23 protein-coding genes are annotated in these 24,366 nt (G+C 66.9%); 12 read left to right on the top strand and 11 right to left on the bottom strand.

All coding sequences use genetic code 11. The features are described from left to right. The first annotated feature begins 6 nt into the window (after positions 1-6). On the top strand, positions 7-144 hold the full coding sequence (locus ASF32_RS25235; RefSeq protein WP_156467748.1) for a hypothetical protein: 138 nt from the start codon (positions 7-9) through the stop codon (positions 142-144). Next, positions 141-737: a nucleotide exchange factor GrpE gene (gene grpE, locus ASF32_RS09465; RefSeq protein ID WP_056426914.1), complete on the top strand. Its 597-nt coding sequence runs from the start codon at positions 141-143 to the stop codon at positions 735-737. The genes ASF32_RS25235 and grpE overlap by 4 nt, the downstream gene beginning before the upstream one ends. 74 nt (positions 738-811) lie before the next feature. Here grpE and ASF32_RS09460 read toward each other — a convergent pair whose 3' ends face one another. The 5 genes from ASF32_RS09460 to ASF32_RS09440 all read right to left on the bottom strand — a co-directional run bounded on the left by ASF32_RS09460 (position 812) and on the right by ASF32_RS09440 (position 5,238). Next, positions 812-1,783, bottom strand: a complete 972-nt coding sequence (locus ASF32_RS09460; RefSeq protein WP_056426911.1) for a hypothetical protein — start codon at positions 1,781-1,783, stop codon at positions 812-814. A gap of 309 nt (positions 1,784-2,092) precedes the next feature. After that, on the bottom strand, positions 2,093-2,731 hold the full coding sequence (locus ASF32_RS09455; protein WP_056143159.1) for a 2,3-bisphosphoglycerate-dependent phosphoglycerate mutase: 639 nt from the start codon (positions 2,729-2,731) through the stop codon (positions 2,093-2,095). Between the two features lie 105 nt (positions 2,732-2,836). After that, complete coding sequence (gene dapB, locus ASF32_RS09450) at positions 2,837-3,634, bottom strand: 4-hydroxy-tetrahydrodipicolinate reductase (protein ID WP_056426905.1); 798 nt, start codon at positions 3,632-3,634, stop codon at positions 2,837-2,839. Between the two features lie 120 nt (positions 3,635-3,754). Further along, positions 3,755-4,444 (bottom strand): MarC family protein, encoded by a 690-nt coding sequence (locus ASF32_RS09445; RefSeq protein WP_056426902.1) that lies wholly within the window; start codon positions 4,442-4,444, stop codon positions 3,755-3,757. A 59-nt stretch (positions 4,445-4,503) separates the two neighbouring features. Next, the gene (locus ASF32_RS09440; protein WP_056426899.1) at positions 4,504-5,238 is read right to left on the bottom strand and encodes a class I SAM-dependent methyltransferase; all 735 of its coding nucleotides are present in this window, start codon (positions 5,236-5,238) and stop codon (positions 4,504-4,506) included. A 195-nt stretch (positions 5,239-5,433) separates the two neighbouring features. On the opposite strand from ASF32_RS09440, the gene gloB reads away from it, so the two are divergent. The 9 genes from gloB to ASF32_RS09395 all read left to right on the top strand — a co-directional run bounded on the left by gloB (position 5,434) and on the right by ASF32_RS09395 (position 17,426). After that, a complete protein-coding gene (gene gloB, locus ASF32_RS09435; RefSeq protein ID WP_056426897.1) occupies positions 5,434-6,213 on the top strand; it encodes a hydroxyacylglutathione hydrolase in 780 nt (259 codons plus the stop codon). Between the two features lie 169 nt (positions 6,214-6,382). Then, positions 6,383-7,033: a TetR family transcriptional regulator gene (locus ASF32_RS09430; protein WP_244478182.1), complete on the top strand. Its 651-nt coding sequence runs from the start codon at positions 6,383-6,385 to the stop codon at positions 7,031-7,033. Positions 7,034-7,323: 290 nt separating this feature from the next. Beyond that, positions 7,324-8,286 (top strand): malate dehydrogenase, encoded by a 963-nt coding sequence (gene mdh, locus ASF32_RS09425; protein ID WP_018045796.1) that lies wholly within the window; start codon positions 7,324-7,326, stop codon positions 8,284-8,286. A 114-nt stretch (positions 8,287-8,400) separates the two neighbouring features. Further along, a complete protein-coding gene (sucC, locus tag ASF32_RS09420; protein WP_056426896.1) occupies positions 8,401-9,597 on the top strand; it encodes an ADP-forming succinate--CoA ligase subunit beta in 1,197 nt (398 codons plus the stop codon). 8 nt (positions 9,598-9,605) lie between these two features. After that, positions 9,606-10,490 carry a succinate--CoA ligase subunit alpha gene (gene sucD, locus ASF32_RS09415; RefSeq protein WP_056426894.1) on the top strand — a complete coding sequence of 295 codons (885 nt, stop codon included), beginning with the start codon at positions 9,606-9,608 and terminating at the stop codon, positions 10,488-10,490. A 183-nt stretch (positions 10,491-10,673) separates the two neighbouring features. Next, entirely contained in the window at positions 10,674-13,661 is a 2,988-nt protein-coding gene (locus ASF32_RS09410; protein ID WP_056426891.1) for a 2-oxoglutarate dehydrogenase E1 component, read from the top strand. Between the two features lie 56 nt (positions 13,662-13,717). Next, on the top strand, positions 13,718-15,043 hold the full coding sequence (odhB, locus tag ASF32_RS09405) for a 2-oxoglutarate dehydrogenase complex dihydrolipoyllysine-residue succinyltransferase (protein WP_056426888.1): 1,326 nt from the start codon (positions 13,718-13,720) through the stop codon (positions 15,041-15,043). A 114-nt stretch (positions 15,044-15,157) separates the two neighbouring features. Beyond that, the gene (gene lpdA / locus ASF32_RS09400; protein WP_056426886.1) at positions 15,158-16,558 is read left to right on the top strand and encodes a dihydrolipoyl dehydrogenase; all 1,401 of its coding nucleotides are present in this window, start codon (positions 15,158-15,160) and stop codon (positions 16,556-16,558) included. Between the two features lie 145 nt (positions 16,559-16,703). Beyond that, complete coding sequence (locus ASF32_RS09395; RefSeq protein ID WP_056426883.1) at positions 16,704-17,426, top strand: glutathione S-transferase; 723 nt, start codon at positions 16,704-16,706, stop codon at positions 17,424-17,426. Here the strand turns inward: ASF32_RS09395 and ASF32_RS09390 are convergent. Beyond that, positions 17,380-18,327, bottom strand: a complete 948-nt coding sequence (locus ASF32_RS09390; RefSeq protein WP_244478217.1) for a tyrosine recombinase XerC — start codon at positions 18,325-18,327, stop codon at positions 17,380-17,382. The genes ASF32_RS09395 and ASF32_RS09390 overlap by 47 nt on opposite strands. 249 nt (positions 18,328-18,576) lie before the next feature. Here ASF32_RS09390 and ASF32_RS09385 point away from each other — a divergent pair, with 249 nt between their 5' ends. Then, complete coding sequence (locus ASF32_RS09385; protein WP_056426878.1) at positions 18,577-19,161, top strand: histidine phosphatase family protein; 585 nt, start codon at positions 18,577-18,579, stop codon at positions 19,159-19,161. A 48-nt stretch (positions 19,162-19,209) separates the two neighbouring features. Here ASF32_RS09385 and ASF32_RS09380 read toward each other — a convergent pair whose 3' ends face one another. The 5 genes from ASF32_RS09380 to ASF32_RS09360 all read right to left on the bottom strand — a co-directional run bounded on the left by ASF32_RS09380 (position 19,210) and on the right by ASF32_RS09360 (position 24,066). Then, the gene (locus tag ASF32_RS09380) at positions 19,210-19,923 is read right to left on the bottom strand and encodes a hypothetical protein (RefSeq protein ID WP_056426874.1); all 714 of its coding nucleotides are present in this window, start codon (positions 19,921-19,923) and stop codon (positions 19,210-19,212) included. A 97-nt stretch (positions 19,924-20,020) separates the two neighbouring features. Next, on the bottom strand, positions 20,021-21,037 hold the full coding sequence (locus tag ASF32_RS09375; protein WP_056426870.1) for a nickel transporter: 1,017 nt from the start codon (positions 21,035-21,037) through the stop codon (positions 20,021-20,023). After that, positions 21,028-21,732: a DUF1007 family protein gene (locus tag ASF32_RS09370; protein ID WP_056426867.1), complete on the bottom strand. Its 705-nt coding sequence runs from the start codon at positions 21,730-21,732 to the stop codon at positions 21,028-21,030. Before ASF32_RS09370 ends, ASF32_RS09375 begins: the two co-directional genes overlap by 10 nt. A 123-nt stretch (positions 21,733-21,855) precedes the next feature. Further along, on the bottom strand, positions 21,856-23,535 hold the full coding sequence (locus ASF32_RS09365) for a methyl-accepting chemotaxis protein (protein ID WP_056426864.1): 1,680 nt from the start codon (positions 23,533-23,535) through the stop codon (positions 21,856-21,858). 171 nt (positions 23,536-23,706) lie between these two features. After that, positions 23,707-24,066, bottom strand: coding sequence for a hypothetical protein (locus ASF32_RS09360; protein WP_056427078.1), 360 nt, complete (start codon positions 24,064-24,066; stop codon positions 23,707-23,709). Between the last annotated feature and the right edge of the window lie 300 nt (positions 24,067-24,366).

Raw genomic sequence — 24,366 nt, 5'->3', positions numbered from 1 at the left:
CGGAGCATGATGCCGACCCCCGTCGAGCGGGTCTCGGCGTCGTGGCCCGACCCCATTCCGATCGACCGCGTGCTGTGGGTCGCCGGCGACTATGACCGACGACCGGTGCGGGACGAGCAACCTGCGATCGACGAAGAGCGATGATGGCGAACGACATGGAGCATGATGGGCAGCGCGCCGACGCGGCGGCGGAAGCCGAGGCGAAGACCGATGCGCGTGCGGAGGACAACGCCGAGGCTTTGGCGGGCCTGATCGCCGAGCGCGACGAGTTGAAGGATCGCGTCCTGCGTACTCTGGCCGAGATGGAGAACTTGCGCCGGCGCACCGAGCGCGAGGTGGCGGATGCGCGGACCTACGCCGTGACGAATTTCGCGCGCGACATGCTGAACGCGGCCGACAACATCCGTCGTGCGTTGGAGAGCGTGCCGGCTGAGGCAGCCTCGGCTGCCGAGGGGCCGTTCAAGGCGCTGATCGACGGGATCGAACTGACCGAGCGCGATCTGGCCAAGACCCTGGAGCGTCACGGCGTGAAGCTCATCGAGCCGCAGGGCCAGCGCTTCGATCCGAACCGCCACCAGGCGATGTTCGAAGTTCCCAATGCCGAGGTCCCGAACGGCACGGTGGTGCAGGTGATGCAGTCCGGCTACATCATCGGCGACCGGGTCCTGCGCCCGGCCCTGGTGGGTGTCGCCAAGGGTGGACCCAAGGCCGCCGCCAGTCCGGCGGACGCGGCCTGACGCATCGGCCGAACATCAAATGATGACCGCAGCCTCGTCCCGGACGATACCTCCCGGGCGAGGCTGCCGCCCGGCTATTTCACTTCGACGCTGTCGATGACCTCGCGGAACTTCGACAGCATGGCGCTGCGCTGGTCGGCCCGCACCACGCCGAGCGCGCGGAGGTAACCGTCCGGCGCGAACCGGATGGTTTGCGAGACCACCACCGGCGTGTTCGAAGGGCCATCCACTGCGCGGGCAACGATCTCGTGCCAGTCGACGCCGTTCTGGCGGTAGGTCTGCGAACGCTCGACCGCGAAATCCTTCATCGTCTGGTTCGAGTAGAGCGCGGCGCGGGCGAAGGCATCGCGCTGCTCCGGCTGGGGCGGCTGCTGGACGGCCTGGGCCAGCACCAGGATGGGCTGTTCGAGATTGAGCATCTGGTCCTTCGGACCTTGCGTCATCAGGACCGAATTACCCGCGAGTACCCGGACGGGACGGAAGCCGGCCGATTCACGGATTCGGAACGGCAGCGCGGCGACCTGTTCGTCCAGGGTGAGTTCCGGACGGATCTTCACGCTGGTCAGCATGTTCCGCATGGTTTCCGGCGTCTCGGCATCGGGCACGGTCTGGGCGATGATGATGCCCGTGACCGTGGTGTCACCGACGAGCAGCAGCCATTTCCTGATGGCTGGGGTGTTGGCGCCTTCCGGGGCCGGCTGCTCCCCCGTGAAGAGCACGGCATCCACGTCTCCCGCGACCTTGATGGCTTCCCGCGTCGCGACGACGAACCCCTGCGTACGGAGGTTCTCGTCGGTGAAGCTCTTCTCCAGGTCGACGAAGGCCGTCGACGGCAGCTCGACGATGGAGAGCGTCGCGCCGCCCTCCATCCGCTCGAATCCGGAGAACCGCTTGGACAACGTCATGTCCGAGGCTGGCGTGAAGCCGAAGCGCGAACTCGGCGGGAAGATCGCATCGGCAGCCCAGGCCACGGAGATGGCGCCTGACGAGAGCCCGGCGATCAGGGCCAGTGCCGCGACCGGACGGACGAGGTTACGCAGACGCATCGGATCGGTTCTCCGCGACGGAGCCGCCTGTTGCGGCTCCGGTTCAGGTGTTCGGACGCGAGACGACTCCGGTCAAGGCGAAGGGCTCGCGCGGCCTTCGTGAGGAAGGCTCGCCGACGATGGGTCGGCCCACACCTTCCCGCTGTCAAGCGTTCCGGTCGGCCTGCGGCGGGGCCGTGGCTCCACGCCGCTGCCGGCCCGCCTCCCTGGTCGAGCCACGTTCGGCGGAACGAGGGAGCATAGGCGTGCCGGATGTCTGTTCGGGAACCGCGCACCGATGCCCGGCGCGGCTTTCACCGCGCTTTGCCGTCAAGCGTCGTGGTCGATGTCCCGCTCAAGGACGGCCTTGCTCTCCACCGTGGTGTCGGATTTGAGCTGATAGACGAGGGGGATACCGGTGGCGATCTCGAGACTCGCGATGGTCTTCGTGGTCATCCCGTCGAGCACCATCACCAGCGCACGCAGCGAATTGCCGTGGGCGGCCACCAGGACGCGCTCGCCGGCCATGACGCGCGGCAGGATGGTCTGAATGTAATAGGGCAGCACGCGCGCCGCGGTGTCCTTCAGGCTTTCCCCACCGGGGGGCGGAATGTCGTAGGACCGGCGCCACTGATGGACCTGGGCATCGCCCCAGCGCTCACGGGCATCGTCCTTGTTGAGGCCCGACAGGTCCCCATAATCCCGCTCGTTGAGCGCCTCGGACCGGACCGTCTCGATGCCGCCCTGGCCCATCTCCTCCAGGATCAGTGCGCAGGTATGCTGTGCCCGCTGAAGGTTGGAGGTGAAGGCGACGTCGAAAGCGTACCCCTGCTGCTTCAGCCAGCGGCCGGCGGTCCTGGCCTCGGTGATGCCGAGCTCGGTGAGTTGCGGATCGCGCCAGCCGGTGAAAAGCTTCTTGAGGTTCCATTCGCTCTGGCCGTGGCGAGCGAGGACGAGCAGGCGCTCCATCAGACGTCCATCCTATTTCTCGGTGAATGGTGCGACGCAACAGAATCTGCGCCTGCGGGGCTGGTGTACTGGCCGACCTGAACAGTCAATGACCGGGCTCTCGTATCAGAGACCGAGGACGTCGGCCATGCCGTAGAGGCCTGGAGGTTTGGCATGGGCCCACAACGCCGCTCGTACGGCGCCACGGGCGAAGATCGCCCGATCCTCGGCATGGTGGCTGATGGTGATGCGCTCGCCGGGTCCGGCGAAGGTCACGCTGTGGTCGCCCACCACCGTGCCGCCACGCAGGGTGGCGAAGCCGATATCGCCGGGCCGGCGCGCGCCGGTATGGCCGTCCCGGGTGGAAACGCGCGTCTCGGCGAGGTTGACGCCGCGCCCCACCGCGGCCGCCTCCCCGAGGAGGAGGGCCGTGCCGGAGGGCGCATCCACTTTCATGCGGTGATGCATCTCGACGATTTCGATGTCGAAATCCTCGCCCAAAGCCGCAGCGACCTTCCGCACGAGACCGGCGAGCAGGTTCACGCCGAGGGACATGTTGCCCGAGCGCACGATCCGGGCATGGTGCGCTGCCGCAATGAGCTTGTGGATATCCGCCTCGGCGAGGCCAGTCGTGCCGACGACATGGACGATGCGGGCCTGGGCGGCGAGTTCGGCGAAGAAGGTCGTGGCCGAGGGGGCGGTGAAATCGAGGACGCCGTCGGTGGCCGCGAAGACCGTGAGCGGATCGTCGGTGACGTTGACGCCGAGCGGCGGCAGGCCGGCGAGGGTCCCTGCATCCTGGCCGAGGGCGGGCGAGCCCTCGCGCTCGACGGCGCCGCTCAGGGTGCAGCCCTCGGTCTCCGTCACCGCCCGGATGAGCATCCGCCCCATGCGCCCCTCGGCACCGACCACTGCGAGCCGCATTCTGTCGTCCTTCCACGAGAATTCGCGCCTGCGGTACAGCCTCAACCGGGCGATGCCAAGGCGAGGTTGGCCAGGGCGAGGTTGGCCAAAGCGAGGCTGTCGGTGTGCGGGCCTGTCCGCTCAGCGCTTGCCGGCGGCGAGGATCGGTCCGAGGACGTCGGTGACGCCGTTCACGGTGATCTGGGTGCCGATACACAGGAGCAGGAAGGCGAAGAGCCGGCCGAGAACCCGCGCGCCGACCGGGCCGATGGCGGTCACCACCCTGTCGGCCGAGCCGTAGGTGAACCTGACCAGGAGCGCGATGGCGAGGGCCGCCAGCGACATGCCGAGATAGAACCCGATCCGGTCGGGCCCCGGAACGGGCCGGTTCGAGCCGAGGGCGATCGCGACGGCGATGGTGCCGGGGCCCGTCGTGAAGGGTAGGGTCAGGGGGAAGAACGCCACGTCGGCGACGCTGTCGGGAGCATCATGGGTCGCCTCGGCATGTTTCCGTGCCTCACGAGCCTCGGGTGCGCTGAGCAGGGTCCAGGCGGAGGCGGCGACCACGAGACCGCCTGCGATCCGCAGGGCACCCAGCGACACGCCGAAGAAGTTGAGGATCGGCGCCCCCGCCCATAGGGCCGCGAGCATGATCAGCGCTGAGTAGAAGCCGATGCGCTTGGCGATCTCCACCCGTTCCGGATGGGAGTTCTGCGCGGTGATCTGCGAAAAGATGAGGGCCGAGCCGACCGGATTGACGATCGAGAAGAGGCTCGAGAACGCGAAGATGAAGCTGTGGAGCGCCGCTTCCGGGGCGATGAGGCTGAACATGGAAACGGCTGCCTTTGGTCTGGAGCCTTGGTCGGATGCCTGAATCGAGTGGCCTCGGTTCAGCCCGGGGAGGGGGTGGGAACCAGTACTCTCGCCGGAGCGAGGCGGGTTGCCCGTTGCACCTTGCGGACCGCCACCGGACGATAGAGCTGCTTCGTGGCGTCGATGACGTGCAGGCCAGCGAAGGGGAGGGAGAGACCGGTCCCGACCTTCTCCCAGGCGCTGGCCGTCCGCAGCCAGAGCCGGCTGTTCACCGGGGGCATGTAGAGCGCCTCGGCCCATCCCTCTGGCGAGAATTGGGTGGTCCGCATCAGCCGCCCGAGCTGCGAGCGGCTATACGGCTGGCCATGGCCGAACGGCGTTGCATCGCGACGTGCCCAGACGCCGCGCCGATTGGGCACGACGAGGATCATCCGCCCCCCCGGCGTCAGCACGCGCCACACGTCCTGGAGCAATTCGGTCGGGCTTTCCACCGATTCGAGGGCATGGACCAGGATCACCCTGTCCACCGCCGCTTCCGGCAGGGGCATCATCGTGGGGTCGGCGAGGGCCGAGCAGGAGCGTCCGCCGCCGGGCCAGTTCACGACTCCCTGCGTGGCCGGCATGAAGGCAAGCGTGCGCTCGGCGATGACGTGGATCGGCCCGAGATAGGGGGTCGCGTAGCCCAGGCCGAGAACCCTCAGGCCCGAGACCGAGCCGAGGAACCCATGGATCGCCCGCCCGACGATGCGATGGGTCACGCCGCCGAGGGGGCTGGCATAGAAGGCGCGCAGATCGGTCACGTCGAGGCGCATGGGCGGCTTGCTCCGGCGCGGCCGGACGTTTTGAAGTTACAGGGTTCTTTGACGCAGGCTAGGAATCGGATCAATGGGGACGAGGCCGCTCGCCCACAACCCGCAACGTCCGCCGCAACGTCCGGATGCCGGAACTCCTCGCCGCCGCGTCCGGTTCTTGCTTAGGTTCACCGCGCCACCAGAGAGGAACGCCTCTTGACCGTTTCCCGCCCCGAGATCCGCACCTTCCTCTGCCGGAGCGACAATATCGGCGTGCTGATCCGAGATCCCGCGACGGGCGCCTGTGCCGCCATCGACGTGCCGGAGGCGGCTCCCGTCCTGAAGGTGCTCGACGAAACCGGTTGGACGCTCACAGATATCCTGGTGACGCACCGGCATCTCGATCATATCGAGGGAATCCCGGAGGTGAAGCGCCGCACCGGCGCGCGGGTGACCGCGCCGCGCAAGGCCGGGGCCGATGTGCCGGAGGTGGATGTCGCCGTCGCCGAGGGGGATCTCGTCCGGGTCGGCGAACTCGAAGCGCAGGTCTGGGAAACGCCGGGCCATTGCAATGACCATGTCAGCTACTGGTTCTCCGCAGCGCAGATCGTGTTCGCCGGCGATACCCTGTTCACCCTCGGATGCGGGCGGGTTGTGGAAGGCCGGCCGGAATCGCTCTGGCGGTCGCTGGAGCGGTTTCTCCCCCTGCCGGACGACACGGAGATCTTCAGCGGACACAATTACGTCCTCTCCAATGCCCGTTTCGCTCTCGCCGCCGATCCCGACAACGTGGCATTGAAGTCTCGTATGGCCGAGGCGCAGGACGCAAAGGCCGCTGGCAGATTCCTGGTTCCGACGACGATGAGGCATGAGCGCGCGACCAATCCTTTCCTTCGTTCCACGGAGCCTTCCCTCGCTAAAGCAGTGAATCTTTTTGCTAATTCACCGGCGGAACTAGTGTTCACTGCATTAAGGGCCTGGAAGAACAGCTTCTGACCGGCTATGGGCCTCTGGCTGTCTCGATCTCAGCGAGACATGCGGGGGCGACGCCGACTCCGGATACGGCCCGCCCTCCTTATCAGCGCCGGCTGGAGTATCGATGGAGACGGCAGGTACGTCCTTTGTGGTCGGCTATGATTCGGCCGGCAGCGATGATGCTACACCCATGACGGGTCTCCGCCCGCCCGACAGGCCCAAGGCCCGAATTAGCCGGGCCAGCCCCACGCCGCTCTCGGTGGATGCGCGCCTCCTGGCGATCGCGACGGAGCATCTGGCCAGGCTCGGGCACAAACGGGTGACGGTCGTCGCGGTGGCCGCCGAGGCCGGCATGACCCACGCCAATGTCTATCGGTATTTTCCATCCAAGGACGCCCTTCTGGATGCCGTCGCGGGCCGCTGGCTCAGAGATGTAGAGGCGGAACTCGCCCGCATCGCTGATGCGCCCGACCCTGCAGACGATAAGATCGAGCGCCTCCTGATGGCCCTGGCGAGCGCGCAGCGCGAAGTCCTGGCACGGGAGCCCCATCTGTTCGCGGTCCATCTCGATGCGACGGTGGCGGCACGGCCCATCGCCCGGCGTCACCGGGTTCGCCTGCGCAGTCTCGTAGAGCGTGTGGTGGAGGAGGGGATCGCTGCGGGAGCCTTCGTGGCTCGGGATCGCGAGCGGGCCATCGCCTACATCTTCGATGCGAGCTACCGCTTCACCCATCCGCTGGCGATGCAACACGATTCCGATCTGCCCGTCGACCTGATCCAGGCGCGCTTCGGAGCCGTCATCCAGGCGATCCAGAAAGTGCTGCGGATCGGCGCACTTTAAGCGAAGTAACAATATTTTGGACCTGTCACCGAAGCTTTGCCGTCGAACCGGAGAGGGGTTCGTTGGTCTAAAATGCTCCGGCGAAAGACTTTTTTGGAAGGCATCCTCCAGCGTCGCGGTACGTCTGTGGCCCGAACTCTGCTTAGCGCCGACCACGTCGGGTTGAAGCATGGGGACTTTTCCGCCACACCGTCGCGGCGAAATCAACGTGCGATCGCGACCTCGGCAAGCAGCCCGTCCGTCGGGACGGAGCATCGCGGATCGGCACTGATACTGGAGGTTCGTTTTCCATGGCACGCAGCAAGATCGCGCTCATCGGCGCCGGGCAGATCGGCGGAACCCTCGCGCATCTGGCGGGCCTGAAGGAACTCGGCGACGTCGTCCTGTTCGACATCGTCGACGGCGTTCCCCAGGGCAAATCCCTCGACATCGCGGAATCCGCTCCGGTCGACGGGTTCGATGCGACCTATACGGGCGCCAGCGATTATTCGGCCATCGCCGGAGCCGACGTGGTGATCGTCACCGCCGGCGTGCCGCGTAAGCCCGGCATGAGCCGCGACGACCTGATCGGCATCAACCTCAAGGTGATGGAAGCCGTCGGCACCGGTATCAAAGAGCACGCTCCGGACGCGTTCGTGATCTGCATCACCAACCCGCTCGACGCCATGGTCTGGGCCCTGCAGAAGTTCTCGGGCCTGCCCACCAACAAGGTCGTCGGCATGGCCGGCGTTCTGGATTCGGCGCGGTTCCGCCACTTCCTGGCCGACGAGTTCAAGGTCTCGGTGGAGGATGTCACCGCCTTCGTGCTCGGCGGCCACGGCGACGACATGGTCCCGCTGGTGCGCTACTCCACCGTCGCCGGCGTGCCGCTGCCGGACCTCGTCAAGCTCGGCTGGACCACCCAGGAGAAGCTCGACGCCATGGTCGAGCGCACCCGCAAGGGTGGCGGCGAGATCGTGAACCTGCTCAAGACCGGCTCGGCCTTCTACGCCCCGGCCGCCTCCGCCATCGCCATGGCCGAGAGCTACCTGCGCGACAAGCGCCGGGTGCTGCCCTGCGCCGCCTATCTCAGCGGCGAGTACGGCATCGACGGCATGTATGTCGGCGTCCCGATCGTGATCGGCGCCGGCGGTGTCGAGCGTGTCCTCGAGGTGGAATTCAATGCCGACGAGAAGGCCATGTTCGACAAGTCGGTGGGCGCCGTGAAGACGCTGATCGAAGCCTGCAAGACCGTGAACCCGGCGCTGGCCTGAAATCTCACAAGAAGCGTCGCGCGCCGGCGGGTGTCCCGTCGGCGTGAACGAGGCCGGTGTGTCGTGTCTTCCAATCCCGCGCGCTGCCGCGGGACGAGGCGAGGAAATGTCCTAATGAACATCCATGAATATCAGGCGAAGGCGGTGCTCAAGGAGTTCGGCCTGCCCGTCTCCCGCGGCGTTCCGATCTTCAAGCCGGAAGAGGCCGAGGCTGCCGCCAAGGAGCTAGGCGGTCCGGTCTGGGTGGTGAAGTCGCAAATCCATGCCGGCGGACGTGGCAAGGGCACGTTCAAGGGCGCGGCTGCTGGTGCCAAGGGCGGCGTGCGTGTCACCAAGTCCATCGACGAGGTCAAGCAATTCGCCGGCGAGATGCTGGGCGAGACGCTGGTGACGATCCAGACCGGCGAAGCCGGCAAGCAGGTCAACCGCCTCTACATCGAAGAAGGCGCGCAGATCGCCGCCGAGTTCTACCTCTCGATGCTGGTGGACCGCGAGACCGGGCAGGTCGCCTTCGTCGTCTCGACGGAGGGCGGCATGGATATCGAGACCGTGGCCCACGACACGCCCGAGAAGATCATCACCTTCTCGGTCGATCCGGCCACCGGGATCATGCCCCATCACGGCCGGGCCGTCGCCAAGGCTCTCGGCCTCACCGGCGCACAGGCCAAGGAGGCCGGCGACCTCACCACCAAGCTCTACCAGGCGTTCACCGCCAAGGACATGAGCATGCTGGAGATCAACCCGCTGGTCCTCACCGGCGACGGCCATCTCAAGTGCCTCGACGCCAAGATCTCGTTCGATTCGAACGCGCTCTACCGCCATCCCGACATCCTGGCGCTCCGCGACGAGACCGAGGAGGACGCCAAGGAGATCGAGGCCTCGAAATACGACCTCGCCTATATCGCGCTGGATGGCACCATCGGCTGCATGGTCAACGGCGCGGGCCTCGCCATGGCCACCCTCGACATCATCAAGCTCTACGGTGAGGAGCCGGCGAACTTCCTCGATGTCGGCGGCGGCGCGAGCGAGGAAAAGGTGACGGCGGCCTTCAAGATCATCACCGCCGATCCGCAGGTGAAGGGCATCCTCGTCAACATCTTCGGCGGGATCATGAAATGCGACGTGATCGCGAACGGCGTGATCGCGGCGGTGAAGGCTGTGGGCCTCGAAGTGCCCCTGGTGGTGCGTCTGGAAGGCACCAATGTCGAGAAAGGCAAGGAGATCATCCGGAATTCCGGCCTCAACGTGATTCCCGCCGATGACCTCGACGATGCCGCGCAGAAGATCGTCGCCGCCGTGAAGAAGGGCTGAGAGTACCCATGTCCATCCTGATCGACGCGAACACCAAGGTCATCTGCCAGGGCTTCACCGGCAAGAACGGGACCTTCCATTCCGAACAGGCGATCGCCTACGGCACCAAGATGGTCGGCGGCACCTCGCCCGGCAAAGGCGGCGCGACCCATCTCGGCCTGCCGGTCTTCGACACCGTGGCCGAAGCCCGCGAGGCCACCGGCGCGACCGCATCGGTCGTCTACGTGCCGCCGCCGGGCGCAGCCGATGCCATCTGCGAGGCCATCGCCGCCGAGATTCCGCTCATCGTCTGCATCACCGAGGGGATTCCGGTCCTCGACATGGTGCGGGTGAAGCGCTCCCTCGAAGGCTCGAAGTCGCGCCTCATCGGGCCGAACTGCCCGGGCGTGGTCACGGCCGGCGAATGCAAGATCGGCATCATGCCCGCCAACATCTTCAAGCCGGGCTCGGTGGGTATCGTCTCGCGCTCCGGCACGCTGACCTACGAGGCCGTGTTCCAGACCACGAATGCCGGTCTCGGGCAGACCACGGCAGTCGGCATCGGCGGCGATCCGGTGAAGGGCACCGAGTTCATCTCGATGCTCGAACTGTTCCTGGCCGACGACAAGACCGAATCGATCGTCATGATCGGCGAGATCGGCGGTTCCGCCGAGGAAGAGGCGGCACAGTTCATTGCCGACGAGGCCAAGCGCGGCCGTCGCAAGCCGATGGTGGGCTTCATCGCCGGGCGCACGGCTCCTCCGGGCCGCCGCATGGGCCATGCCGGTGCCATCATCTCGGGCGGCAAGGGCGGAGCCGAGGACAAGATCGCCGCGATGGAAGCGGCCGGCATCCGGGTATCGCCGTCTCCGGCGCGCCTCGGCAGCACGCTGGTCGACGTCCTCAAGGGGTGAGGTTCTCGGGAATCTGTCACTTGTGTTGCGGTGCAAAATGGCTCCGCAGCATCTATCTAGGAAACGGCGCGGCTTGATCGCCGCGCCGCCACGAACATCCCCATCGAAGCGCCCGTCGGCGCCATGGGGAGCAGGGGGCCGCCGCAGGGGTGGCCACTCCGCCAAGCGGTAGGATGATCGAAGATGGCTCGCCAGGACGCGCTTCTCGAAACCTCGTTCCTCACCGGCGGCAACGCCGCCTATCTCGAGGAATTGCAGGCGGCCTATGCCCGCGATCCGCATTCGGTCGATCCGCAGTGGCAGGATTTCTTCAAATCCCTCGGTGACGAGAGCGGCCTTGCCGAGAAGAATGCCGCCGGCGCCTCATGGCAGAAGCCGAATTGGCCGGTCCATGCCAATGGCGAGATGGTCTCGGCCCTGGACGGCAACTGGGCCACCGTCGAGAAGGCGGTGGGCGAGAAGATCCGCGCGAAGTCTGACACCGCGAAGATCGATGGCGCCAAGGCCGCCAATGGCGCGGCCGTCGTCGCCGCCAGCGGCGTCTCGGTCGAGCAGGCGACCAAGGATTCCGTCCGCGCGATCATGTTGATCCGCGCCTATCGCATGCGCGGCCATCTCCACGCCAAGCTCGATCCCCTCGGCCTCGCCCCGCGCGGCGACCACGAGGAGCTGCACCCCCAGCATTACGGTTTCGAGGAGAAGGATTGGGACCGTCCGATCTTCCTCGATAACGTGCTCGGCCTCCAATATTCGACCATCCGCGAGATCGTCGAGATCCTGGAGCGCACCTACTGCCAGACGCTGGGCGTCGAGTTCATGCACATCTCCAACCCGGAGGAGAAGGCGTGGATTCAGGAGCGTATCGAAGGCAAGGGCAAGGAGATCTCCTTCACGCCCGAGGGCCGGCGCGCCATCCTGAACAAGCTGGTGGAGGCGGAGGGATTCGAGAAGTTCCTCGACCTCAAATACACCGGCACCAAGCGCTTCGGCCTCGACGGGTCGGAATCGATGATTCCGGCGCTGGAGCAGATCATTAAGCGCGGCGGCGCGTTGGGCGCGAAGGAGATCGTGCTCGGCATGGCCCATCGCGGCCGCCTCAACGTGCTGTCGAACGTCATGTCGAAGCCGTTCCGGGCGATCTTCAACGAGTTCAAGGGCGGCTCGGCCTCTCCCGCCGAAGTCGAGGGCTCGGGCGACGTGAAGTACCATCTCGGTGCTTCGTCGGACCGTACCTTCGACGACAACAACGTCCACCTCTCGCTGACCGCCAACCCGTCCCATCTCGAGATCGTCGATCCGGTGGTGCTGGGTAAGGTGCGCGCCAAGCAGGACCAGCGGGCCAAGCCGAATGTCCAGCGCACCAGCGTCGTGCCGCTGCTCATCCACGGCGATGCGGCCTTCGCCGGCCAGGGCGTGGTGGCCGAGTGCCTCGGCCTGTCGGGCCTCAAGGGGCACCGCACCGGCGGATCGATCCACTTCATCATCAACAACCAGATCGGCTTCACCACCGATCCGCGCTTCTCGCGCTCGTCACCCTATCCGTCCGACGTCGCCAAGATGGTGGAAGCGCCAATCTTCCACTGCAACGGCGACGACCCGGAGGCCGTCACCTTCGCGGCCAAGATCGCCATCGAGTACCGCCAGAAGTTCGGCAAGCCCGTCGTCATCGACATGCTGTGCTACCGCCGCTTCGGCCATAACGAGGGCGACGAGCCGGCTTTCACCCAGCCGAAGATGTACCAGCGCATCCGCAAGCACCCGACGGCGCTGGAGACCTACGCCAAGAAGCTCATCGCCGAGGGTGTGCTGACGCAGGAGCAGTTCGACGCGCGCAAGGCCGAGTTCCGGGCCATGCTCGACGGGGAACTGGAGGTCGCCGGAAACTACAAGGCCAACAAGGCCGATTGGCTCGACGGGCGCTGGTCCGGCTTCAAGGCCGTGCGTGAGGACGTGGACGATCCGCGCCGTGGCAAGACCGGCGTGCCGGCCGATATCCTGCGCGAGATCGCCCAGCGCATCACCACGCCGCCGCCCGGCTTCCACCTCCACCGCACGATCCAGCGCTTCTTCGACAACCGCGCCAAGGCCGTCGAGACGGGCAAGGGGATCGACTGGGCGACGGCCGAGGCCCTGGCCTTCGGTTCGCTCCTCATCGAGGGGCATCGGGTCCGGCTGTCGGGCCAGGACGTGGAGCGCGGGACCTTCTCGCAGCGCCATGCCGTCGTGATCGATCAGGAGAACGAGCAGCGCTACACCTCGCTCAACTCCATCCGCGAGGGGCAGGCGAATCTCGAGGTCATCAACTCGATGCTCTCCGAGGAGGCCGTGCTCGGCTTCGAATACGGCTACTCGCTGGCCGACCCCAATTCCCTGGTTCTGTGGGAGGCGCAGTTCGGCGATTTCGCCAACGGCGCGCAGGTCGTCATCGATCAGTTCATCTCTTCGGGCGAGCGCAAGTGGCTGCGCATGTCCGGCCTGACGCTGCTGCTGCCGCATGGCTACGAGGGGCAGGGGCCGGAGCATTCCTCGGCCCGCCTCGAGCGCTTCCTGCAGATGTGTGCCGAGGACAACATGCAGGTCGCCAACTGCACGACTCCCTCGAACTACTTCCACATCCTGCGCCGTCAGCTGAACCGCGAGTTCCGCAAGCCGCTGGTGCTGATGACCCCGAAATCGCTCCTGCGGCACAAGCGGGCGGTGTCGAACCTCGACATGCTGGCGGAGGGATCGACCTTCCACCGCGTGCTCTGGGACGATGCCGAGCACGAAGACGACACGATCAAGCTCGTGAAGGACGACAAGATCCGTCGCGTCGTGCTCTGCTCGGGCAAGGTTTATTACGACCTCTACGACGAACGCGAGAAGCGTGGCGTCAACGATGTCTACCTGATGCGCGTGGAGCAGCTCTATCCGTTCCCGCTCAAGGCGCTGGCCAACGAGATGGCGCGCTTCCGCAATGCAGAGGTGGTGTGGTGCCAGGAGGAGCCCAAGAACATGGGCGCCTGGTCCTTTGTCGATCCGTATCTCGAATGGGTCCTCGGCCAGGCTCAGTCGCAGGTGAAGCGGGCGCGCTATGTCGGCCGCCCCGCCTCGGCGTCCACGGCGGTCGGCCTTCTTTCCAAGCATCAGGCCCAGCTCCAGGCCTTCCTCAACGAGGCGCTGGCGGTCTGACGACCCCGGTATCCCCTTCTCCGACGCGACCAAACCATTCGGGCGGACAGAGCACCATGGCAACCGACATCCTCGTTCCTACGCTGGGCGAATCCGTGAGCGAGGCCACCATCGGCCGCTGGTTCAAGAAGCCGGGCGACGCGGTGGCGGCGGACGAGCCCCTTGTTGAGCTCGAGACCGACAAGGTCACCCTCGAAGTCAACGCGCCCGCCGCCGGTGAACTCGGTGAGATCCTGGTGAAGGACGGCGAGACCGTGGAGCCCGGCGCCCTGCTCGGCTCCATCGTCGAGGCCGGCGCCGGCGGAGGCGCCAAGGCTCCCGCCGCCAAGAAGACCGAGACGAAGGCCGACACCCGCACCGAAGAGGCGACGCCGAAATCCGAGGGCGCGGACAAGGCGCCCGCCGAGGAATCCTCGGCGGCCTACGGCAACCACGGCGAGGCCGCTGCGCCGAAATCCGATCGTCAGGCCGGCGATAACGGCCCCGCCGTCGCCAAGATGGCGCGGGAATCCGGCATCGACCCATCGACGGTGAACGGCACCGGCAAGGACGGTCGCGTCACCAAGGGTGACATGATCGAGGCGACCTCCAAGGCGCCCTCCGCCCCGGCCCCGGCTCAGGAGCCGGCCCGCCAGGCCAAGGCTCCCTCGCCGCCGCGCCCCGCCTCGAAGCCCGACGATGCCGCGCGCGAAGAGCGCGTGAAGATGACGAAGCTGCGCCAGACCATCGCGCGCCGGCTCAAGGACGCCCAGGACACGGCGGCGATGCTGACGACGTTCAACGACGTCGACATGTCGGCCGTGATGGCCATGCGCGCCCAGTACAAGGACATGTTCGAGAAGAAGCACGGCACCAAGCTCGGCTTCATGGGCTTCTTCACCAAGGCGGTGATCGGAGCGCTCAAGGACGTGCCGGCGGTCAATGCCGAGATCGACGGGACCGACCTCGTCTACAAGAACTACTACCATATCGGCATCGCCGTCGGCACCGATAAGGGCCTCGTCGTGCCGGTGGTGCGCAATGCCGACGACCTCTCCATCGCCGGCATCGAGAAGACGATCTCCGGTTTCGGCAAGAAGGCGCGGGACGGCAAGTTGTCCATCGAGGAGATGCAGGGCGGCACCTTCACCATCACCAATGGCGGCATCTATGGCTCGCTGATGTCGACCCCGATCCTCAACGCGCCGCAATCGGGCATCCTCGGCATGCACCGCATCGAGGAGCGTCCGGTGGTCCGCGCCGGCAAGATCGAGGCGCGGCCGATGATGTATCTCGCGCTCTCCTACGATCACCGCATCGTCGACGGGAAGGAGGCCGTGACCTTCCTCGTGCGCGTCAAGGAGGCGCTGGAGGATCCGGCACGCCTCGTGCTGGACCTCTGAAACAACCCGGCAGCTGCCGTCCGCCGGCCGCCGCAGGGCGGCCGGACGCTTCCGCGTGCGTGAACTTCGATGGTGGGGCCTGACCTGCCGAACCTTCAAGCGAGTCACCAGCCTATGTCCTACGATCTCGTCGTCATCGGTACCGGCCCCGGCGGCTATGTTTGCGCCATCCGCGCCGCCCAGCTCGGACTCAAGACCGCCGTGGTGGAGAAGCGGGCGACCCATGGCGGCACCTGCCTCAATGTCGGCTGCATCCCGTCGAAAGCCCTGCTTCACGCCTCCGAGGCGTTCGAGGAGGCCTCGAAACACTTCGCCGACATGGGCGTCATCGTCAGCGCGCCCGAACTCGACCTCAAGAAGATGATGTCGTTCAAGCAGGACGGCGTCGACGGCAACACCAAGGGCGTCGAGTTCCTGCTGAAGAAGAACGGGATCGACGCCTATCACGGCCTTGGCCGGGTCGCCGGTGCCGGCCGCGTCGAGGTGCTGTCCGAGGATGGCGGCAACCAGATGCTGGAGACGAAGAACATCGTCATCGCCACCGGCTCCGACGTGACGAAGCTGCCCGGCGTGACGATCGACGAGACGATCGTCGTCTCCTCCACCGGCGCCCTCGAGCTTCAGTCCGTGCCGAAGAAGCTCCTCATCATCGGCGCGGGCGTGATCGGCCTCGAACTCGGCTCCGTCTGGCGTCGCCTCGGCTCGGAGGTCACCGTGGTGGAATATCTCGACCGCGTCCTACCCGGCATGGATGGTGAGGTCGGCAAGCAGTTCCAGCGCATCCTCGGCAAGCAGGGCATCGTCTTCAAGCTGTCGTCGAAGGTCACCGGCGTCGAGGTGAAGGACGGCGCCGCCACCGTCTCGGTGGAGCCGGCCGCCGGCGGCGAAGCCGAGAAGCTCGAGGCCGACGTGGTGCTCGTGGCCATCGGCCGCGTGCCCTACACCGAGAAGCTGGGTCTCGAAACCGTGGGCGTGCAGCTCGACAACAAGGGCCGCATCCAGACCGACAGCCACTACGCCACCAACGTCACCGGCATCTACGCCATCGGCGACGTGATCGCGGGGCCGATGCTCGCTCACAAGGCCGAGGACGAGGGTGTCGCCGTGGCGGAACTCCTCGCCGGGCAATCGGGCCACGTGAATTACGGGGTGATCCCGAACGTGGTCTACACCTATCCGGAAGTCGCCTCGGTGGGGAAGACCGAGGAAGAGCTGAAGAAGGACGGTATCGCCTACAATGCGGGCAAGTTCCCCTTCACGGCGAACGGTCGCGCCAAGGTCAACCACACCACGGACGGGTTCGTGAAGATCCTGGCCGATGCCAAGACCGACCGGGTGCTCGGCGTTCATATCGTCGGTGCGGATGCGGGCAACCTGATCGCGGAAGTGGCCGTCGCCATGGAATTCGGTGCCAGCGCCGAGGACGTGGCCCGGACCTGCCACGCTCACCCGACGCTGACCGAGGCGGTCAAGGAAGCAGCCCTCGCCGTCGGCAAGCGGGCGATCCACATCTGAGACGGGCTACCGCCCCCGTCTTGGCAATGAGCCGGAGGGCGGGTTCGACGTAGGCCGCCGTCCGGGAACGTCGCATCGCTCGGCACCCCGGACGGGGTGCCCGTGTTGGAACAGGTGTCTCACACCTTCCGCAGCGGAGCGCCGGATGCCCTACGAACTCTATTACTGGCCGACGATCCAGGGGCGCGGTGAGTTCGTCCGCCTCGCCCTGGAGGATGCCGGGGCGGAGTATGTCGATATCGCCCGCGAACGAGAGGAGGAGGGCCAGGGCCTCGGCGCCATGACCGCTTTTCTCGGCGATCCCTCGGTGGCGCGGCCGTCCTATGCGCCGCCCTTCCTCCGAGATGGCGACGTCGTGGTCGGACAGACGGCGGCGATCCTGCTCTATCTCGGTCCCCGGCTCGGCCTCGCGCCGTCGGACGAAGCCGACCGCATCTGGACCCATCAGATCCAGCTGACCATCGCGGATGTGGTGGCCGAGGCACACGACACTCACCATCCCATCGCGGTGAGCCTCACCTACGAGGACCAGAAGCCGGAAGCGCTTCGGCGAGCGAAGGACTTTCAGGCGAACCGGATTCCGGAATATCTCGCCTGGTTCGACCATGTGCTCGGCCGCAACGACGACCGCCATCTCGTCGGCGGGTCCACGACCTACGCCGATCTGTCCCTGTTCCAACTCGTGGACGGGTTGCTCTACGCGTTCCCCCACGCGACGGAGCGGACCCTCGCCGAAAACCGCCACGTCGCCGCCCTTCACGACGCGGTGCGGCAACGGCCCGGGATCGCCGCCTATCTGGCGAGCCCGCGCCGCATCCCCTTCAACCAGCAGGGGATCTTCCGACGCTATCCCGAACTCGATCTGTAGCGCGCGCACCCGCACGCGGATGGGCCTGCTCGAACGCATCCATCAGGCGGGCGGCGTCGACCTTGGTGTAGAGCTGCGTCGTCGAGAGCGAGGCGTGGCCGAGCAATTCCTGGATCGCGCGCAACTCCCCCTGGCGGCCGAGGAGGTGCGTGGCGAAGGAGTGCCGCAAGGCGTGGGGCGTGGCGCTGTCCGGCAGGCCGAGGGCGCCGCGCAGGGAGGCCACCGCATATTGGATGATCCGCGGGGAGAGCTTGCCGCCTTTCACGCCAACGAAGAGAGGCCCTTGCGGATCGAGCGCATGGGGGCACGCGGCGAGATAGGCCGCCACCGCCTCGGCCACCACGGGAAGGATCGGCACCATCCGCTCCTTGCCGCCTTTGCCCATCACCGTCACCGACTCCACTCCCGGTACGGGCGCATCGCGGCGGGTGAGGCCGAGGGCTTCGGAAATGCGCAGGCCGGAACCGTAGAGAAGAGCGAGAACGGCGGCGTCACGCGCCAGAACCCAGGGCTCGCGGGATTCCCCGGCGCGGATGTCGATATCGGTCAAGGCGCGGGCGGCGGCGATGGGAATCGGGCGAGGCAAGCGCCGCTCGACCTTGGGCGAGCGGATCGCCCCGAGGGCCGACACGCTGCCGTGACCGTCCCGTTCGAGGTGCCGCGCGAAGGAGCGAAGGCCCGCGAGCGCGCGCATCAGCGATCGACCGCTCACCGTCTCGGCCCGGCGCGCTGCCATGAATCCACGGATGTCGCGGGGCTTCAATGCGACGAGCCCGGCGATTCCGACCGTGCCATGCCGCCTCTGCAGGTGGTCGAGGAACTGCCGTAGGTCGCGCGCATAGGCTTCCACCGTGTTCGCGGCCATCCGGCGCTCGCGCAGCAAACTGTCCTGCCACGCCATGGCGACGGACCGGACTGCCTCGTCGCCGGGAAAGGCGATGGCGCTGGCAGTGGCAGGTGAAGGCGGAACGTGGAGCATCGCGCGGTGATCCAAGAGCGAAAAGCCCACTCAACGCCACCGAGGTTGACGGAGCGTTGCCGACGGGGCGAGGAGATCGTGGCGGTGGTCGGCTGTTTCACGGAACGGCGCAGCGGCTCAGCGCTTGATCATCGCATCCTACCCCTGTCGTCCCTCCCGATCCGAGCCCGCATGCCCGAGACACGCATCGTCTGCATCCGCCACGGCGAATCCACCTTCAACGCAGCCCATCGCCTCACCGGTCGCGATCCCGGCCATATCGATGCCCGGCTGACGGAGCGGGGCATCGCCCAGGTCGCGGCGGCCCGGGAACGGCTGCGGGACATCCCCTTCGATCTGGTGGTGACGTCTCCGCTCACCCGCGCCATCCAGACCACCGCCGGCATTTTCGGCGATCATCCGGCCAAGCCCGAGATCCTGGTGGAAGTGCTCCATCGCGAATGCCAGGAGAGCAGCTGCGATGTCGGGCGCGCCGCCTCCGTGTTGAAGGCGGAATTCCCGCATCTCGATATCGATCACCTGCCCGAAATCTGGTGGCATGCCGAGGGCGAGCCGATCGCGGAGGGTGTCCATGTGGAGCCGCGCCACCTCTTCGATCGTCGCGTGGCGACGTTCCGCGACTGGCTGACCGAGCGGCGCGAGCGGACCATCGCCGTCGTCGGCCACGGCACGTTCTTCTTTCACCTCACCGGCATCTGGCTCGACAACTGTGCCACCACCGAACTCGACCTCGCATCGGGGCCCGTGGCCGTCTGAGCCGACGCAGCGGAGATCACCCGCCTCGTCGAACCTATTGGCCGAGGCTCAGGACGCGCTCGCCCGCGCCGCATCCAATCGTTCCTGCGCCTGAACGAGATCGATGTCCGGTGCCTGCCGTCCGATGGTCAGGGCCTCGTCGAGGATGGTCGCTGCGCTGTCCCAGACGCCCTCGGCAAAAGGAGCCGAACCTTCCGCGATCTCGGCCGCTGACCGGGCATCGGTGGCCGACTTCACTGCCGCCACCGCGCTGCGAGCGATGGCGGAGGCGAGGGCGCCCCGTCGCCAGTCCCGTTGCTGCGACGCGGCCTGAGCCACGGTGCCGCCGCGCCACGCAGCGGCCTGCGCAGCCAAAAGACCCGCATCGAGATCCTGGGTTTCGTCGCAGCGAGCGGCAAGATCAGCAAAACCTGCCCGGTCGAGGAGAGGTGGCAGGATTCGACGAATGCTTTCCAGGGCGAGGAAGCGGGTGCGTTGCTCCTCGATCTCCGCCGTATCAGCGGAGCCGGACAGGCGCAGGACGAAGGCCATCAAGCGAGAGCGCTGGTCGTCCGGCATCGCGTCGTTGAGGCCGAGCGCGTAAGCGGCGAGGGGTTTCGAGAAACACGTCGGACAATCCGAAGAGGAGCGGATCGACCGGTAGGGTAGGCCGGCCGCGACGACCGCTGCCTCGTTGATGCAGGTCCCGCCATCTGGGCCGGGGAAGGGGTGCGAGCCGGACAGCAACCGCCAGTGAAGGATGTGCTCGAAACCTGATGCCATGCGGGCCGGCTCCGTCGGTTTCACGGGAAAACCCAGCCGCGAACCGGCGGGTCATCCGAAACCTGCCACAGGACGGCAATCCGTGACGAGGAAAATCTTATCCGCCCACGCCCACGGCGAGCCCGGCCAGCATGGCGATGCCGAGCACGAAGACGAAAGCGCCGGCCAGCAGTTCGAGCCCACCTACGGCGATGGCCCCCGTGGACCCGCGCCCTCCCGCGAGACGCAGGGCCAGGGCCTTGGCGAAGACCGCCAGGCTCGCCAGCACCCCGGTGGTCAGGGCCGTGCCCAGGGCCATGGCGAACGTTGCCGCGATGCCCGCCGCCAAAATGCCCTGCGACGCGGAGAAGACCAGGATGAGGATCGCGCCGGCGCAGGGGCGTGAGCCGGCCGCCAGTACCACGCCCGCCCGCTCGCGCCAGGAATCGAGGCGGCCGATGGCGGTGGCGTCGCTGAGGTGGACATGCCCGCAGCCGGGCGCGCAGGCGGCCGCGTTACCGCCGTGAACGAGCCCCGCCAGTCGTCCGGCCTTCCGCCACGTCACCGTGAGGCCGAGGAGGGCAACGAGGGCGAAGCTCACCGTCTCGATTACCGTACCGGCCCGCGTCATCCCGGCGGCGGTGGCGTTGAGGAGGAGGTTGCCGATGGCGACGATGGCGATGGCGACGAGGGCTTGCAGCAAAGCCGCGGCGGCACTGAGCGAGAAGCCGCGTGCCAGCGCCCGCTCCCCGGCCATGATGTAGCCGGCGATCACCGCCTTGCCATGGCCCGGTCCGGCGGCGTGGAACACGCCGTAGCTGAAGCCGATGAGGATCATGGGCCCCCAGCTTCCGCCCTGCTTGATGGCAGCGACGGTGGCTTGCAGGCTGCGCGAGAAGCTCGACTGCATGGCGAGCAGCCAGCCGCCGATCCCGGTGGCCGAGGGCGCCGCCTCGCGAAATCCGACACCGAATGGGGAGCGGGGCGGCGGTGGCGCCACGCTGGAGCCGAGGAGCCACGACAGCGCCGTGAGGACGAGGGCGACACAGGCGATCGCTGCGAGAGCCAGGGCGATCCGTAAGGCGATCCGGCCGCGCGGATGATCGGCCCATGCGGCGGCCACGCCTACGGACATGCGACGATGATCCGGTTCGCGAACTGGACGCCGTAACTCGATGCGTTGGTCAGCGCTTCGAAGAACGCCTCCGACAGACCCGGCTTGGCATCGGCAGTCTTGGCATCCGCGGTCTTCGCCTGCTCGGATTTGGGCCGGGTGATCGTGGCGGCGCAACCGGCCGGCGAGCCGACGAGGCGCGCGGTGTCCGCATCCTCCGAGAGGCTGAACGCAACGAAATAGGTCGGGTCGAAGACCTCCAACGCCGCGACTCCGCGCCCCTGCGCCACCGGCGATTTCAGCGGCAGAAGGAAGCTGAGCGTCAGCCTGTCGCCGTCCATTCTCATGCGCGGCTCGATCGGATCGGCGAAGGTCTGCTCCTTGCCGCCGATCTTAAGCTTCGTGAAATAGGCGAATTCCGCGAGATTGGCGGTATTGTCCGTGGCGAGGCCCGCGAGCTCGTCGGGGGAGACCGTGCCGTCGCCGTTCGCATCGAGCCCCTGGATCGCCGAGGCCGAGTAGCTCGCATCGAAGGTCCAGGCGTGACGGATGCCCGTCACCTTGCCGCCCTCGCCGTAATCGATCTCCGCCTTCGACGTTACCCAGACATGCGGATGGGCCGATGCCGGAGCGGCGGCCCCGAGGCTGAGGGCGAGCGCCGCCAAAGAGGACGCGACGAAGGAGCGAGCGGAGAGGAGAGCGGTCGGCGAAGCCATGCTGGACGCTCGCGAGTCAGGGTAAAGAAAGTCTGAACGGGTGCTGCGACGGGGGCCGGGAGTCCGGCCGCCGCCTCGATCTCCTCCGATTTCAGTGGGGCGAAAGCGAGGCGCGACCGTCCGTCAGGCGGCCCGGACGCTGGCGAGAAACCCCGCAATGCTTTCGTCGAGGGCGAGGCTCGCTGCTGCCACGCGGCCGGCGACACTCCTCACCGATTCGGCGGCCTGTGCGCTGGACGCGGCGGCTTCCTCGACCGTGGCGATGCCGCCGGACACGGCGTCGGCGCTGGCTTCGGCATCGGCCACACTGTCGGCGACGCGCGCACCGGCGATCCGCTGAGCCTCGAGAGCGAGGGCAACGGCCGCATCTGCGCCCGCCATCTGATCCATCGTTCCACCGATCGCTTCCACCGCCCGGAGCGTATCCTGAGCCGCGCCACGCATCGCCTCGATCTGTCCTTTGATCGCCTCGGTGGCACCGGCCGTCTGGGCGGCGAGCGCCTTCACCTCGCCGGCGACCACCGCGAAGCCCCGTCCGGCCTCACCCGCGCGCGCGGCCTCGATCGTGGCATTGAGGGCCAGGAGATTCGTCTGCGCGGCGACGGTGGCGATGGTCTCGACCACGGTGCCGATCTCGCGCCCCGCTTCGGTGAGGAGGGCGGCGGCGCGTCGCGTCGCGGTGACCTCGCGGTGTGCCAGGGCGCCCAAACCGTCGCGGATCCGCGATTGCCGGTCGATCGCCTCGCCACCACCCGCGACATCCGCACTGGCTGCCGCGGCCCTGCGCACCTGTTGCCCCGCGCCGGCCGCACCTTCCGAAACGATGGTGGTCTGATCTCGCGTGAGCCGCACGGCGTCCGACACCGCCTCCGCCGCGCCCGCCATGGCAGTGGCGGCGCTCGACAGATCCTGCGCCACCCGCTGAGCTTCCTCCTCGAAGGCCTGGGCGGCTGCCTCCAGGCGCGCGGCGCGCTCGGCTTCGAGAGCGGAATGAGCGAGCGCACGCGCATCGCCTTCGACCTTGTCGACGATGACGGTCCGCAGCACCGCAATGGAGCGGGCCATGGTTCCGATCTCGTCGCGTCGTTCCAGCAACGGGATGGCCCGGGTGAGATCCATGGCCGCAAGGGCATCGATCGCCGATCCGAGGCGGGCCAGCGGCTGGCGGATCTCCTTGAGGACGAGCCAGAGTGCGAAACCGAAGGTGAAGAGGATCACCGCCCCGGAGGCCACGAGGCTGATGATGCGGGTCTGCTCGATCTCCGCCACGGTCTCCGCGCGTTCGCTGCCGAGACGCGTGAGCGTGTCCTTGCCGATGCGCGTGATCGCGGACACCATCCTGGCGCGGCTCGCCACGGTGGCCTCGTCGGTGCCCTGGATGAGCGCGGCCTTCGGTGAGATGGTGAGGCCGAGTTCCGCCGTATCGGTCTGATAGGCGAGGAACTCCTTCAGCATCAGATCGAGCTTGAGGCGATCCGCATCGGGAACCTGCCCGACGATCCGGCTCAGGAACACGTCCTTCTGCTCGCCGACTTCGGCGAGGGCGGTTTTCAGGCCACCGAACTTGGCCCTGGCGTCATCGGTATCGTCCGCTGTATAGACCGCGCCCGCCGCCACCACCGTCCGTTCGATGGCGAGGGCGAGGCTTTGCGCCGACAGGGCCTGTTCCCAGACCGAATCCATTTCGGCCGCCCGCGCCTGCTGATGCAGCACCACGCGGTCGTTGAACAGGGACAGGGCGCAGGCACCGAGTGCCAGAAGCCCCATCACCGCCGCGAGTTTGTTGCCGAGGGAAAGGCGCATCGATGTGTTCCGTCATCTAAAGCTATCGTGAAGCTGATGACGCCCGAACCTTGCCGGGAGTTTAAATCGAGGCGGCTAACAAATTGAAAGTATTGGATTAAACGCCCGGGTCCGTCCGTGAGGGAGCGTCCCCAGGCATCGATGGATACGGATGACCGAGGAAAGGGCCGTTCAGTAGGCTGTCGAATCGGCCGAGGCGACATCGACCCTGTCGCCGGTACGCGAGAAGGCGATGGTGGTCTCGCGTCCGTCGGAGCCAAGCGTGCCCGGCACCGAAAGGTGGACGGTCTGTTCGGGATTCAGGGTCGTCACGAGGCGGATGACCTGGGGCAGATCATGGCCGGAATTGACGCTGGCGAGGGTGGCGACCACGCGGTAGCGGCCATTCTCGACGGTGTAATAGGCCGAACCACGATAGGTGCCGAGGTCGACGCTCTGGGCGCTCGCGGGCGAAAGCTCGGCCGCCTGGGAGGCGGTAGCGGAGGCGAGGGCGAGCGCGGCGGCGAGGAGGGCTTTGGACGAGATGCGCATGATGAGGGAACCTGTGCGGTTACTGTCCGCCGGGAGTGCCCGTTCGGAGAGCCGGTTGCACCGGGAGACCGACATATGCCGATTTTATGCTGCGCTGCGAAGAGATGAATGTTGCAATGCGTCAATGCTTTAATTGCATGACTCAGCAAAAAATATCTCGATGCATGTCAAAATTACATAGGTCTGAAGTGTGAGCGATTGAAACTGCTACTCCTCAGCCGGGAAATATTCGTCAGGCGGAAGGCGATCCCCTCCGCGCTTGAGGTAGAAGCATCCTATGCTGCAATGCAGCACAAGCGT

It is taken from the genome of Methylobacterium sp. Leaf91 (assembly GCF_001422815.1).
Lineage (GTDB): Bacteria > Pseudomonadota > Alphaproteobacteria > Rhizobiales > Beijerinckiaceae > Methylobacterium.
The sequence above is the reverse complement of the archived record's forward strand: the minus strand, read 5'-3'. Positions and strand labels throughout refer to the sequence as shown.